Genomic DNA, 13,920 nt, shown 5'->3' on the forward strand with positions numbered 1-13,920 from the left:
CGATCTCCTGCTCTTTATCTTTTATAGTCCGCCTTTATATATGTGCCTGCAGCGCTCCGTTTATATCTGCGATCATATCGAGCACTGCCTGTCTGGATGCTTCTCCAAAATTCTCCGCCCCAAACTTAGCATAAGGCTCTTTTTTATATGCCGCAATGATACCCCTGGAAGAGTTGACAATCGCGCCCAGACCGTCCTCGTTGAAATAAGGGACCAGATCCGCCGCTTTTCCTCCCTGTGCTCCGTAGCCGGGAACCAGGATAAAGGACTTGGGCATGACCTTTCTCAGCACCTTTCCCATTTCCGGATAAGTTGCGCCCACGACAGCTCCCACATAGCTGTAAGAGTCTCCCATGCACGCTTCTCCCCACTGGGCCACCTTTTCACCCACCCACTCATACAAGGGCCGGCCGTCCATGAGCCTGTCCTGAAACTCCCCGCTGGATGGATTGGAGGTCTTGACCAAGATGAAGATTCCCTTTTTCTCCTCCTTGCAGACATCTACAAAAGGTTTGATGCCGTCCGTTCCCAGATATGGATTGACCGTGGCAAAATCCTCGTCAAAAACCTTCTGGACCGTATTTCCCACCTGAACTCTGCCCAGATGACCCGTGGCATACGCCGCCGAAGTGGAGCCAATATCCCCGCGCTTCACATCGCCGATCACGATCAGATCCTTTTCATGGCAGTAATCCACCGTCTTTTTATATGCTTCCATACCTTCTACGCCAAACTGCTCATACATGGCTATCTGGGGCTTCACAGCAGGAATCAAGTCACAGACAGAATCCACGATCCCTTTATTGAACTGCCAAATGGCATCTGCCGCTCCCTTTAAGGTTTCTCCATATTCCTCAAAAGATCTTTTTAAAATATGCTCAGGCACATAGGAAAGCATCGGATCCAGGCCTGCCACGACGGGCGCTCCCAATTTCTTTATTTTTTCACACAGCTTGTTGATCATTTGTTTCCTCCTGCTATCATTCTGCTTCGTATACAACGGCTCCGTCCACAATGGTCATCACCACCTGGCCCTTCACCTTTTTTCCTTCAAAGGGCGTATTTTTTCCCTTTGATACAAAATCTTCTTTATGGATGACATATTCTCTGTCCGGATCGATCAGGACAATGTCAGCACATTTCCCTTCTGCCAGGCTTCCTTTGTCGACTCCCAGTATCCTGGCAGGCGCATGGCTCATCCGCTCTGCCATCTCCATGGGGGTCAGGATGCCCTTATGAACCAGCTCCGTCATGGTAACAGCCACCGATGTCTCCAGCCCCACAATACCAAAGGGCGCGCCGGCAAAGCCTTTTTCCTTTTCCTCTTCTCCATGGGGTGCGTGGTCTGTGGCAATCACATCGATGATACCGCGCTTCAGTCCGTCAATCAAAGCGTCTACATCCTCTTTTTCCCGCAGAGGCGGGTTCATCTTATAATTGGCATCGTCCTCCGGGATATCGCTACTGGTCAAGGCAAAGTGATGGGGGCATACCTCTGCCGTCACCGGAAGGCCCGCTTCCTTGGCGAGCCGGATCATCTCCACGCTGTCTTTTGTAGAGCAGTGGCAAAGATGCAGCTTAGCCCCTGTCTCCTTTGCAATCAGGATGTCCCTTGCAACTATCACATCCTCTACCCCGTTTGTGATGCCGGGAAGTCCCATTTTTCTGGACTTTTCGCACTCATTCATCACTCCGCCGGCCACCATGTTCTTATCCTCGCAGTGCGCCAGTACCGTAACTCCCTCGCGGGCCGCCGTTTTCATGGCATCCCGGTACAGCCCCGCGTCCATCACCGATTTGCCGTCCTCGCTGATAAAAGCCATACCTTCTTTCTTCATCCCGGCGATATCCGTGATCTCCGTGCCCTGCTGCCCCTTTGTCACCGCACCAATGAAGGAAACGTGTACCGGGCACTCTGCCGCCGCCCGCAGTGTCTGGCTCCTGATCATCTCGGGGCTGTCTGTGACCGGTATGGTATTGGGCATGGCGCACATGGTAGTGACGCCTCCCCTGGCAGCCGCCAAACCGCCGGTATGAAGTGTTTCCTTATATTCCAGCCCCGGATCGCGAAGATGCACATGCAGATCGATGATCCCCGGCATCACATAGAAGCCTTCCGCATTCACGACTCTTCCGGCCTCTTCTTCAATATCCTGCGCTACCCGGAGAATCTTCCCATCCTCCGTCAGCACATCAAATATCCCGTCTTTCCCGGTATCCGGGTCAATCACATGTCCGTTCTTTATCAATAATTTCATGAATCCACGCCTTTCTTTCCTGTTCTCTTATATGCGTGCCTGTCGTATCTATTCTAGCATAAGCTTTTTCGTTCGTCCAGTTTTATCGCCCGACGGCCTCCATGCCGGAAAGCCATTTATTCTGTCTGCTTCTGCTTTCTCAGCATGATAAAGATGACGACAGTCACGCCCATGATCACCGGATAAAATGTGTAAGGAATAATCTGAAGAGGCGACAGTCCCGTCTGCCCCGCCGCCAGCAAAAGCTGTGCACCGTAGGGAATCAGTCCCTGGGTCACAGAAGCAAAGATATCCAGCAGCGAAGCTGTCCGCCTGGGCGAAATCCCATAATCCGTGCTGATTTCCTTTGCGATCGGCCCTGCGATCACAATGGCCACAGTATTGTTGGCCGTCGCCATATCCACCAGTACCGACAGAACAGCGATTCCCAGCTCTCCGCCCTTTTTTCCATGAATCCTTTTATGGATCAGATTCAAGATACAGGTAATCCCTCCATTTTTCTTCACCAGGGAAACAATGCAGGCCACGATGATGGAAATGACGGTGATATCATACATGGAAGTCACGCCTTCTCCCATCACAGAGAACATCTGGGACAGCGCGATCGTCCCGGTACCTACTCCCGCGATCAGAGAAAGGACCGTGCCTCCTATCAGCACCAAAAATACATTGACTCCTGCCAGCGCTCCGATCAGCACAACAATATAGGGAAGCACCTGCCAGAGATTAAAGCTCCCCTCCAGAGTCACCTGAAACGAAGTATTCCGGCTGATGAGCACATATATGGCCAGAGAGATCAGTGCCGCTGGAAGGACCAGCAGAAAATTCTCCCTGAACTTGTCCCTCATCTCACAGCCCTGGGTCCGGACCGCTGCAATAGTGGTGTCGGAGATCATGGACAGATTGTCGCCGAACATGGCTCCGCTGACGACCGCCCCGATACAAATGGCCATGGAAAATCCTGTCTTCTGGCTGATTCCCACAGCTATGGGAGCCAGCGCTCCTATGGTTCCCATGCTGGTGCCCATGGAAATCGACATAAAGCACCCGATCAGCATGAGCCCTGCCACAGCAATCTTAGGCGGAAGGATATAAAGGCCCAGGGCGACTGTACTGTCCGCCCCGCCCGCTGCTTTTACCGCGCCTGAAAACGCTCCGGCCGCCAAAAAGATCAGGCACATGGTGATGATGTTCTCATCTCCCACTCCTTTTGCTATCACCTTGAGCTTCTCGGAAAACGGCAGCTTCCTGTTCTGTACGAAAGCTACCAAGAGAGCGATCAGAAACGCCACAATGGCCGGCATCGCATAGAAATCACCGCTTATTAAACCCACCCCCAGAAACAGGACCAAAAATACGCCGATGGGTAACAGCCCCCAGATATTTCCCTTTTCTCTCACTTTTTCCATTTCATACTCCTCGCTCGTTCACTTTATAGTATTTCCTATTATACCTTGACGCACGAAGTGCGTCTGCCCGGAGGGCATGAATTAAGGGATGCCCTTGGGTATACCTTTGAATACTTTTAAAATAAATTTGTCTTATGAATCAGATTATTCCTCCTGCTCCTCTTTCCGCACCGAGATAAGGCTTCCGCGTGTTTTGAAAACCATTGGAGCGGACACTGCAGCCCGCTGCGGTGCGCGCGGGCCGTGTGGATATCCAATACTTTTTTGGAATCAAGGGAACGGAAATCATTCGAAACGGTGCGGCAGACAGGATACCGGCAGAAAAATTCCGGACCGGCCTAAAGGTGAGCGCCGCAGGGCAGCGGCCGGTGTTCCCCAGGCGGAGGGAGGCAGAAACGGAAATACCGATTCCGTTTCTGAGCGAACCGGAGACGGGAAATCATCAAGATTTCATGCCGACATGTGAACGGTACTCCTGGAGCGGGGATAAAGCGGTCCCTGCATCGCCAGCGAACCGAAATCGTGACGGCCCGGAACTTCTGCCGGTGTTAACTGTGGCTTGATCGAAGCTTACTAAAAATGATTCCAAAAAGTGTTTTGTATCATATAATCAAAGCGGGCAAGCCCACCTCAAACTCCCATTCCCCTCAATCTTTGGAGGGCCTGTCAACTACGAGATAAGAAAAAAGGGCCGCCGCAAAATTTCACACATTTCACGACAACCCTTTAATATCAGCCGTTTTCCGCTTTCAGTCCTCTTCTCCGTCCTCATCGGCAATGGCTGCCGATACGGATGAAATGGTACTGACCACAGCAATCACTGCTCCGACGATCACTACAAAGATAATCAGGGCAATCATAAAGTAATAAATAAACGGATCGCTCTCGCCATCGGTATCCCCGGATGAAACTGCCGGGAGCGCTTCCGCCTCCTGGATCTCCGCTTGTCCGCCCAGGGCTGAGGCCTGAGAACGCCTGGGGCCCGACATGAGCATACCGCCCGCCACACACGCGATAAGGAGTACAAATACGCCGAGAAGCCTGCGCAAAATCACTTTCTTTGCCTGTTTTTTATCCATTTTCTCATCCCGCAATCTAATAATTTTCTATTCCCTAGCATAACACATTTTTCCCAAAAAGGAAACCATCCGATGAGAAAAGCTGTTCAAAATATATTATTTAAAAAAACCCTTCTTTTTATGCTTCTCTTCTGCAGGATTTGCTTCTCCAGCCTCTCCCATTGTCTCCTGGAACTTCTGAAGAGCCTCCTTCTGCTCCTTTGTCAGCTTCTCCGGCACCTTCACCACCAAAGTCACATAGTGATCGCCTCTGACATTCTTGTTCCGCAGATAAGGCACGCCTTTTCCTTTCAGCCGGATCTTCGTATCCGTCTGCGTTCCGGGCGACACATTATAAAGGACCTCTCCATCCACGGTCTTGATCTTTATCTCGCCGCCCAAAGCCGCCTGGGCAAAGGAAATCGGAACCGTTGAATAGATGCTGGTATCCTGCCGTTTGAAGATGGGATGATTGGAGACCACGACCTCCACCAGCAGATCTCCACGCTCTCCGCCGTTTACGCCAAGCTCTCCTTTTCCCCGGATGCGGACACTCTGTCCATTGTCAATACCGGCAGGAATGGAGACCGCGATCCGTTTCTTTGAGCTGGTGTTTCCTGTCCCTCTGCAGGTAGGACACTTCTCCTTGATGATCTTCCCCGTGCCTCCGCACTCGGGACACGTCTGCACGTTCCTCACCATGCCAAACATGGACTGCTGTGTATAGACCACCTGGCCTTTCCCGTTGCATTTCGGGCAGGTTTCCGGCTTCGTGCCCGGTTTGGCCCCGGTACCATGGCAATCCTTACATTCATCTTTAGTCGTCAGCTCAATTTCCCGTTCACAGCCAAACAGCGCTTCCTCAAATGTAATCCGGATACTGGTCCGCAGATTGGCTCCGCGCATGGGTTCGTTGCCCGCGCGGCCGCGGCTTCTGCCGCCTCCGAACAAATCGCCGAAAATATCGCCGAAAATGTCGCCCATATCCGCGCCGCTGAAATCAAATCCGCCGAAGCCTCCTGCCCCGCCTGCTCCGTTTTCAAAAGCCGCATGGCCAAACTGGTCATACTGGCGCCGTTTTTCTGGATCGCTCAGCACGGCATATGCCTCAGAAGCTTCCTTAAATTTCGCCTCTGCGTCTGCATTCCCCTGATTGGTGTCGGGATGATATTTCTTGGCAAGGGCCCGGTATGCCTTCTTAAGCGCCGCATCGTCGGCATCTTTGGGAACGCCCAGAACCTCATAATAATCTCTCTTATTCTCAGCCACTTCTCTTCACCTTTCTCTCTGTTCTCCCCTGTTTTCTATTGTCCTTGAATACGCCAAAAGATTCAAGGCAGGCCCCGGAAGGGGCCGCCCTGAATCATAGGAAAAAGGGAGGGGGATCAAACTTCTTTATAATCCGCATCTACCACATCATCGTCTGCCTGGCCTGCTCCGCCGGCTCCGGCGCCCATGTCAGGGCCTGCGCCCTGTGCGCCAGCCGCCCCCTGAGCCTGCTCATACATCTTAGCAAAGAGTGCCTGCGCGCTGTTCATCAGCTTTTCTTTTCCAGCTTTCAGCTCATCCAGCTGTGCATCGGAGATTTCTCCGTTTGCCGTAGCATCGACCACTGCCTTCAGCGCTTTCAAGTCCTCTTCCACCGCAGCTTTTTCGGAAGCATCCAGCTTGCTGCCGGCTTCCTCCAGCGCTTTCTCTGTCTGGAACACCAGAGAATCCGCTTCATTCCTTGCATCGATGGATTCTTTCCGTTTCTTATCCTGTGCCTCGAACTCAGCCGCCTCTTTCACCGCTTTGTCAATATCGTCTTCCGACATATTGGAGCCGGCTGTGATTGTGATGTGCTGCTCTTTTCCGGTACCAAGATCCTTGGCGGATACATTTACGATACCGTTGGCGTCAATATCAAAGGTAACTTCAATCTGCGGCACACCTCTTCTTGCAGGCGGAATCCCGTCTAAGCGGAACTGACCGAGACTCTTGTTGTCCTTTGCAAACTGTCTCTCACCCTGAAGTACGTTGATGTCCACAGCGGTCTGATTATCCGCAGCGGTGGAGAACACCTGGCTGTGCTTTGTCGGAATAGTAGTATTCCGCTCGATCAGCCGTGTAGCTATGCCTCCCATGGTCTCGATGGACAGGGAAAGAGGTGTGACATCCAGAAGGAGGATATCGCCTGCGCCTGCGTCGCCTGCCAGCTTGCCGCCCTGGATGGAAGCGCCGATTGCCACACATTCATCAGGATTCAGGTTCTTGGAAGGCTCTTTGCCGGTCAGGAGTTTTACTCTGTCCTGTACGGCAGGCACACGAGTGGAACCGCCGACTAAAAGCACTTTTCCCAAATCGGAAGCAGACAGTCCTGCATCCCTCAGGGCATTCTGTACGGGCACTGCCGTTCTCTCCACCAGGTCATGGGTCAGTTCGTCAAATTTTGCCCGGGTCAGATTCATATCGAAATGCTTCGGTCCTTCACTGGTCGCAGTGATGAAGGGAAGGTTGATGTTCGTAGTCGTAGCGGAGGACAGTTCCTTTTTCGCCTTTTCAGCCGCTTCTTTCAGTCTCTGAAGAGCCATCTTGTCATTTGACAGGTCGACGCCCTCCGTCCTCTTGAATTCTGCGATCATATAGTCGGTGACCTTTGCGTCAAAGTCGTCGCCGCCCAGACGGTTGTCACCGGAGGTTGCCAAAACCTCGATCACGCCGTCGCCAATCTCGATGATGGATACGTCGAAGGTACCGCCGCCCAGATCGTATACCATGATCTTCTGTTCTTTTTCATTGTCAAGTCCGTAGGCCAGAGCTGCCGCCGTCGGCTCATTGATGATTCTCTTCACATCCAGGCCGGCGATTTTGCCCGCGTCCTTAGTTGCCTGACGCTGTGCGTCATTGAAATAAGCGGGAACAGTGATGACAGCTTCCGTCACCTTTTCACCCAGATAGCTCTCTGCGTCGGCCTTCAGCTTCTGAAGAATCATCGCGGAAATCTCCTGAGGAGAATATTTCTTTCCGTCGATATCTACCTTATAATCGGTTCCCATATGTCTTTTAATGGAAGAGATAGTCCGCTCGGAGTTGGTGACCGCCTGACGTTTTGCCGGCTCACCTACCAGTCTTTCACCATTTTTCGTAAAAGCCACGACAGAAGGAGTTGTCCTCACGCCCTCTGTATTCGCGATAACTACAGGCTTTCCGCCTTCCATAACTGCTACGCATGAATTTGTTGTACCTAAGTCAATGCCTATGATTTTTCCCATAATAATTTCCTCCTATATTCTCAAAATGTGTAAACTTCTGTTTCTGTGACTTAATTTGCCACCTTTACCATGCTGTGGCGAACCACGCTGTCCCGGTATAGATAGCCCTTCTGGAATTCTTCAACGATGATATTCTCACCGCTCTCCTCATCCTCCACATGCATCACGGCATTGTGGAAATCCGGGTTGAACTCCTGCCCTACCGCATCTATGGCCTTCACATCCATAGACTCAAGGGTCGTAAGAAGCTGCTTATATATTTTATCCATCCCCTCTGCAAAAGGAGTCTGGGCTTCTTTTTCACTAAGCGTCGCCATACCACGCTCGAAATTATCCACCACGGGAAGGATCTTCTCAATCACGCTTTTGGCTCCGATCTCATACATGGCCGCTTTCTCTTTTTCCGTCCTTTTCCGGAAATTTTCAAATTCCGCCATGGAACGCTTCAGCCTGTCATTCAATTCTTCTATCTGAACATCTTTTTTATCTTTCTTTTCTTTCTTTTTGAAAAATCCCTTTTTCTCCGGCTCTTCTTTTTCTTCTCCGGCTTCTTTTTCCTGCCCGCCTGCCTGCGTCTCTCCGCTCCCGGCTTCCTGCCTTTGGCTGCCTTCTCCGTCACAATTCAGAACCGCTTCTTCCAGAGTATCCTCCGCTGAATCTGATTCCAAATCTTCCATCATTTCTTCTGTATAGTTCTTATCTGTATCCGACACGTTGATTCCGCCTTTCTATTCCTCTTTTTTGAACATGGTATCCAATTGGCTCATAACCGTATGAAGCGTGGAAACGACTTTTTCATAATCCATCCGCTTCGGTCCCACAATACCGATGGTCCCCTGCAGGCCTTCTCCCAAGTCATATGTGGCTGTGACCACACTGCAGTCCTTCATGCTCTGCACCGGCGTTTCATTTCCGATATAGACCTGTATGCCCTGCTTCCCGTCCTCGTTCAGCTTATCTGTAAGAAGATTGGTGAGCTGTTCCTTCTCTTCAAATACCTGGATGATCTCCCTCGCCTTGCTGCTGTCTGATAGCTCCGGATATTTGAAAATATTGGTGGCGCCGCTGGTATATATCTGAAGGTCTTCCTCATCCACCCGGATGGCTTCCGCAACTGCGTCGAGGACCTTCCCTACTACATCAGTATGAGTACCTGCCTGTTCTTTTAATTTTGTAATTATTCCCAGATTGATCTCTTCTATGGTCAGTCCATTCAGATTGGTATTCAGCATCAGATTCAGGGAAAAGAGGTCTTCCTCTGTTACAACCTCATCCACATCAAAAATAGAATTCTTTATGATGTTTCCCTCTACCACAATAACAGCCAGAATCTTATGCTCTTCCACCCGGGACAGCTGAATGAATTTCACCTTGTTCCGGTTATACCTCGGAGCCGAGATCAAAGAAGCATAATTCGTATTGGCTGCCATAAGCTTTGCCATTTGCTTCAGGACCTGCTCCATCCTGTCCATACGTTCCACGAGGAAATCTTGTGTTCCGGCTACTTCGTGCTCCGGCTCATGCAAGGCATCTCCGAGCATCTGATCCACATAAAGGCGATAGCCTCTGTCTGTAGGAATCCTGCCCGCCGAAGTATGGGGCTGAACAATGAGTCCCAGTTCCTCCAAATCCGCCATTTCATTCCGGATAGTGGCCGAACTCAGCTGCAAATCTGAATATTTGGAAATAGTGCGTGAGCCGACCGGTTCGCCGGTCTCCTGGTAGTTGCGGATGATGGCATTCAGAATCTTTTTCTTCCGTTCATCCAATTCCATCCCTCACGCCTCCCATCTCTTGTTAGCACTCAACTTGATAGAGTGCTAATATTCATAACAATAAGATAGCACTACCATTTCACTTTGTCAACATCTTTTTTAGAAATTCACATTTCCTTCATAATAGGCAAATTGCCAGTGGTCTCTTAAATGATACCTTTTAAACAAACTTTTCTCCATAGCCAGATGAGACAGGAGGAAATCCGATTCCATCCAGGCGGCTCGCTGGCAGCCGTAACCAGAATTTTTACGGTCTCCAGTCGGTCCTTTCCAACTGACATGGATAAACCTTAATTTTTCCATGTCAGATTCCAACAAAAATCCGCATGATATGCGATTTTTGCCTCCCTGCGTCCGAGAAAATTTTGCTAACGCCTTTGCGGCGCTCGCTTTACGATGGAATCCGATTGTTCCTCCCGCTCCTCCTCCCGCACCAATGTATCTTCCGTTTGCCTCAAAAGCTATTGGGGCGGACAACCGCAGCCCGTTGCCGTAAGGCGCGCGGGCCGTGTGGATATCCGATCCTTTTCTGGAATCAAGGGAGCGGAAGTCGTCCGAAAAGGTGCGGCAGAAAGAATACCGGCAGAAAGATTCCGGGCCGGCCTAAAGGTGAGCGCCGCAGGGCAGAGGCTGGTGTTCCCCAGGCGGAGGGAGGCAGAAACGAAAAATACCGATTTCGTTTCTGAGCGAACCGGAGGCGGGAAATCATCCGGATTACCCGCCGACATGTGAGCGGTACTCCTGAAGCGGGGATAAAGCGGCCCCTGCATCGCCAGCGAGCCGAAATCGTGACGGCCCGGAACTTCTGCCGGTATTCTATCGGAGCTTAGTCGGAGCTGACTAAAAATGATTCCAAAAAGTAATTTGTATTATTCCCTAAGACATCCGATTCTCTATAAAGAAAGCGGCGTATCTTTTCCCACAATGGGGAGACTTGATACGCCCGGCCGCAGGATTGTTATAATTTCAGCCAAAATATTGATGGAACTCTTTCATTTCCACAAGTATGATAATACTTGTAAAAGATATTGCCAACCTCTTTTACCCCACCAACTCTCACGCGGGAAAGCCTCGACCCTTTCCCGCATACTTTTTTCCATCTCTTTTCACAGCAGAAAATCTGCGAGCACATAATTGCTCACGTCGATTCCGGCATCGGTCAGCTTCCATGACGCCCGTATTCCGTCCCATTCCATCAATCCATTCCGCTCCATCTTTTCCAAGATCGGTCCATATATTTCTCTCATGGACACTCCAAACCGTTCCATAAATCTTTTCTCGGAAACTCCGCACATCATCCGAAGTCCCAAAAACATGAATTCCTCCATCGCCCGGTCCTTGGTGACGATCTCTTCCTCTCTGCGGACCGTCCTCAGAGCCGGCTCGATATCCCGGTTCTTTTCCAGTTCCGCCATGGCCTCCGTATATACTTTACGGTCCTCACAATTGATGAAACGTTTTCCTTCCATATAAGAAGAAGCAGATATGCCAAAACCCAAGTAGGAGACCCCAGTCCAATAACCGATATTATGACGGCACTCATATCCCAAACGGGCGAAATTAGAAATCTCATAGCGGTCATATCCCCGCTCCTTTAATAAACTGCGGGCCATGTAATACATGTTTCTCTCCGCCTCTTCTGATGGAAGCAGTCCGGTATCTGATTCCCCGGCCGCCCTGGCTTCCGCCTGCTCGTGGTAAGCGGCATAGAAAGGAGTCCCCTCCTCTATGATCAGGCTGTATACGGAAATGTGCTCCGGAGGGACCGGTAAAAGCTCTGCCACAGCCTCAAGGCTCTTTCGGAAGCTCTCCTCCGTCTGTCCCGGCAGAGCCGCCATCAGATCCACATTCACGTTGGAAAACCCGGCATCGCGAACCATACGGTAGCTTTCCAGAAACATATCAAACGAATGGATTCTCCCTAAAAGTGACAGCTCTCTGTCGTTCGATGACTGCAGTCCCAGGCTAAGACGGTTGATTCCCGCCCGGCGGTAAGCCGTAAGCTTGTCCGGCGTAAGTGTCCCCGGATTCGCTTCCAGGGTGATTTCCGCCCCTTCTCCCATGAAAAATGCCCTCCGAATACTCTTCAGGATTTTTTCTATATCAGACGTTTCTAAAATAGAAGGAGTCCCTCCTCCGAAGAAGACGGACACCACCTCATATCCAGAAACTTTTTCCATCCTGCCGGCGGCCTGAATCTCCGCCAGGAGGGCTTTTACGTATTCTGCCATTTCCTCAGGGCCTGCAGGGCCGGATACAAAATCACAATAAGCGCATTTCCTTACGCAGAAGGGAACATGCACGTACAGCTCCAGAGGCGTTCTGCGTCCCCCGCTCATCATTTATCATCCAGCTTCAGCACACTCATGAAAGCCTTTTGAGGAATTTCCACATTCCCCACCTGGCGCATCCGCTTTTTTCCTTCCTTCTGTTTTTCCAGCAGCTTTCTCTTCCGGCTGATATCGCCGCCATAACACTTGGCCAGCACATCCTTCCTCATGGCCTTTACCGTTTCCCTGGCAATGATGCGGTTTCCAATGGCCGCCTGTATGGGAATTTCAAACAAGTGTCTCGGTATCTCCTCCTTCAGCTTCTCACACATCCTCCTGCCCCGTTCGTAGGCAGTGTCGGCATGGACGATAAAGGAAAGGGCATCCACCTGTTCCTTATTGATTAGAATATCCAGCTTAACAAGTTCAGACTGCTCGTACCCCTTCAGCTCATAATCAAAGGAAGCATAGCCTCTGGAACGGGATTTCAAAGCGTCAAAAAAGTCATATATAATCTCATTTAGCGGCAGCTCATACCGAAGCAGCGCGCGGGTATCTTCCATATATTCCGTCCCCATGTACACGCCTCGCCGTTCCTGGCAGAGTCCCATGATCGCGCCGATGAACTCTGTCGTCACCATGATCTCCGCTTTTACGACAGGTTCTTCCATATATTCAATTTCCGCGGGATCCGGAAGGTTGGACGGATTGGTAAGCTCCATCATCTCACCATTGGTCTTGTAGACCTTATACACCACGCCCGGCGCTGTCGTCACCAAATCCAGGTTATATTCCCGCTCCAGCCGCTCCTGGATAATCTCCAGATGGAGGAGACCCAGGAATCCGCAGCGGTATCCGAATCCCAAAGCGATGGAGGTCTCCGGTTCAAATTGAAGGGAAGCGTCATTCAGCTGAAGCTTTTCCAGCGCGTCTCTCAAATCGTTGTATTTCGCGCCGTCGGCCGGATAAAGGCCACAGTATACCATCGGCGTCACCTTTTTATATCCGGGCAGAGGCTCCGCGCAGGGCCTATCCGCGTCCGTCACCGTATCGCCCACCCGCGTATCTCTCACGTTTTTGATGCTGGCCGTCACATAGCCGACCATGCCGGCGGAGAGCTCATCACAAGGTATGAACTGTCCGGCTCCGAAATATCCTATCTCCACAGTCTCAAATTCAGCTCCCGTGGCCATAAACCGGATCTTCGTTCCTTTTTTCACGGTTCCTTCCTTGATCCTGCAGAATACGATGACGCCTTTATAAGAATCATAAACGGAATCAAAGATCAGGGCCTGTAAAGGGGCTTTCGGATCTCCCGAGGGAGCTGGTATCTTCTTCACGATCTGTTCCAGCACTTCTTCTATATTAATGCCTGACTTTGCGGAAATCTGCGGAGCATCCTGAGCCTCAATCCCAATGATATCCTCAATCTCGTCGATTACCCTTTGCGGCTCAGCACTCGGCAGATCAATCTTATTGATCACCGGAAACACCTCCAGATCGTGGTCCAGGGCCAGATACACATTTGCCATGGTCTGCGCCTCAATTCCCTGAGCGGCGTCCACGACCAGCACAGCTCCGTCGCATGCCGCCAGGCTCCTGGATACCTCATAATTGAAATCGACGTGTCCGGGGGTATCGATCAGATTAAGAATATATTCTTCCCCGTCTTCCGCCCGGTAGACGGTGCGGACAGCCTGAGATTTGATGGTGATCCCCCGTTCCCTTTCCAACTCCATGTTGTCAAGCACCTGGGACTGCATCTCCCTGCTGGTGAGCAAGCCAGTCTTCTCTATAATCCTGTCGGCCAGTGTAGATTTCCCGTGGTCGATATGGGCGATGATACAAAAATTCCGAATCTTACTCTGGTCTGCTGCCATAGTTTCCTCCTGTATA

The 13,920-nt window shown here is 51.0% G+C and carries 12 protein-coding genes; 2 read left to right on the plus strand and 10 right to left on the minus strand.

The features are described 5' to 3' along the window. Positions 1–34: 34 nt before the first annotated feature. The 3 genes from pyrF to H9Q78_RS04430 form a co-directional block, all read right to left on the minus strand. Entirely contained in the window at positions 35–964 is a 930-nt protein-coding gene (gene pyrF, locus H9Q78_RS04420; protein WP_249303796.1) for an orotidine-5'-phosphate decarboxylase, read from the minus strand. Between the two features lie 16 nt (positions 965–980). After that, entirely contained in the window at positions 981–2,258 is a 1,278-nt protein-coding gene (locus H9Q78_RS04425; RefSeq protein ID WP_249303797.1) for a dihydroorotase, read from the minus strand. Positions 2,259–2,374: 116 nt separating this feature from the next. After that, the gene (locus H9Q78_RS04430; protein WP_249303798.1) at positions 2,375–3,667 is read right to left on the minus strand and encodes a Na+/H+ antiporter NhaC family protein; all 1,293 of its coding nucleotides are present in this window, start codon (positions 3,665–3,667) and stop codon (positions 2,375–2,377) included. Positions 3,668–3,870: 203 nt separating this feature from the next. On the opposite strand from H9Q78_RS04430, the gene H9Q78_RS04435 reads away from it, so the two are divergent. After that, positions 3,871–4,230: a hypothetical protein gene (locus H9Q78_RS04435; protein ID WP_249303799.1), complete on the plus strand. Its 360-nt coding sequence runs from the start codon at positions 3,871–3,873 to the stop codon at positions 4,228–4,230. Positions 4,231–4,416: 186 nt separating this feature from the next. On the opposite strand, the gene H9Q78_RS04440 is transcribed toward H9Q78_RS04435, so the two are convergent. The 5 genes from H9Q78_RS04440 to hrcA form a co-directional block, all read right to left on the minus strand. Beyond that, positions 4,417–4,746 carry a hypothetical protein gene (locus tag H9Q78_RS04440; RefSeq protein WP_249303800.1) on the minus strand — a complete coding sequence of 110 codons (330 nt, stop codon included), beginning with the start codon at positions 4,744–4,746 and terminating at the stop codon, positions 4,417–4,419. A 96-nt stretch (positions 4,747–4,842) separates the two neighbouring features. Next, entirely contained in the window at positions 4,843–5,994 is a 1,152-nt protein-coding gene (dnaJ, locus tag H9Q78_RS04445) for a molecular chaperone DnaJ (RefSeq protein ID WP_249303801.1), read from the minus strand. 116 nt (positions 5,995–6,110) lie between these two features. Continuing rightward, positions 6,111–7,979, minus strand: a complete 1,869-nt coding sequence (gene dnaK / locus H9Q78_RS04450; RefSeq protein WP_249303802.1) for a molecular chaperone DnaK — start codon at positions 7,977–7,979, stop codon at positions 6,111–6,113. Positions 7,980–8,029: 50 nt separating this feature from the next. After that, positions 8,030–8,656, minus strand: a complete 627-nt coding sequence (gene grpE, locus H9Q78_RS04455; protein ID WP_249304738.1) for a nucleotide exchange factor GrpE — start codon at positions 8,654–8,656, stop codon at positions 8,030–8,032. Positions 8,657–8,707: 51 nt separating this feature from the next. Further along, entirely contained in the window at positions 8,708–9,754 is a 1,047-nt protein-coding gene (hrcA, locus tag H9Q78_RS04460) for a heat-inducible transcriptional repressor HrcA (protein WP_249303803.1), read from the minus strand. Between the two features lie 510 nt (positions 9,755–10,264). Here hrcA and H9Q78_RS04465 point away from each other — a divergent pair. Further along, positions 10,265–10,486, plus strand: coding sequence for a hypothetical protein (locus tag H9Q78_RS04465; RefSeq protein WP_249303804.1), 222 nt, complete (start codon positions 10,265–10,267; stop codon positions 10,484–10,486). Between the two features lie 374 nt (positions 10,487–10,860). Here the strand turns inward: H9Q78_RS04465 and hemW are convergent, their stop codons facing one another. Beyond that, positions 10,861–12,093 (minus strand): radical SAM family heme chaperone HemW, encoded by a 1,233-nt coding sequence (gene hemW / locus H9Q78_RS04470; RefSeq protein WP_456300202.1) that lies wholly within the window; start codon positions 12,091–12,093, stop codon positions 10,861–10,863. Continuing rightward, positions 12,093–13,904: a translation elongation factor 4 gene (gene lepA, locus H9Q78_RS04475; RefSeq protein ID WP_249303807.1), complete on the minus strand. Its 1,812-nt coding sequence runs from the start codon at positions 13,902–13,904 to the stop codon at positions 12,093–12,095. Before lepA ends, hemW begins: the two co-directional genes overlap by 1 nt. Positions 13,905–13,920: the final 16 nt, after the last annotated feature.

The sequence above is a fragment of the Qiania dongpingensis genome (assembly GCF_014337195.1).
GTDB lineage: Bacteria > Bacillota > Clostridia > Lachnospirales > Lachnospiraceae > Lientehia > Lientehia dongpingensis.

Coding starts and splice junctions, on each gene's coding strand:
- pyrF (WP_249303796.1), bottom strand. CDS start 964: ATGATCAACAAGCTGTGTGAAAAAATAAAGAAATTGGGAGCGCCCGTC.
- H9Q78_RS04425 (WP_249303797.1), bottom strand. CDS start 2,258: ATGAAATTATTGATAAAGAACGGACATGTGATTGACCCGGATACCGGG.
- H9Q78_RS04430 (WP_249303798.1), bottom strand. CDS start 3,667: ATGGAAAAAGTGAGAGAAAAGGGAAATATCTGGGGGCTGTTACCCATC.
- H9Q78_RS04440 (WP_249303800.1), bottom strand. CDS start 4,746: ATGGATAAAAAACAGGCAAAGAAAGTGATTTTGCGCAGGCTTCTCGGC.
- dnaK (WP_249303802.1), bottom strand. CDS start 7,979: ATGGGAAAAATCATAGGCATTGACTTAGGTACAACAAATTCATGCGTA.
- grpE (WP_249304738.1), bottom strand. CDS start 8,656: ATGGAAGATTTGGAATCAGATTCAGCGGAGGATACTCTGGAAGAAGCG.
- hrcA (WP_249303803.1), bottom strand. CDS start 9,754: ATGGAATTGGATGAACGGAAGAAAAAGATTCTGAATGCCATCATCCGC.
- hemW (WP_456300202.1), bottom strand. CDS start 12,093: ATGAGCGGGGGACGCAGAACGCCTCTGGAGCTGTACGTGCATGTTCCC.
- lepA (WP_249303807.1), bottom strand. CDS start 13,904: ATGGCAGCAGACCAGAGTAAGATTCGGAATTTTTGTATCATCGCCCAT.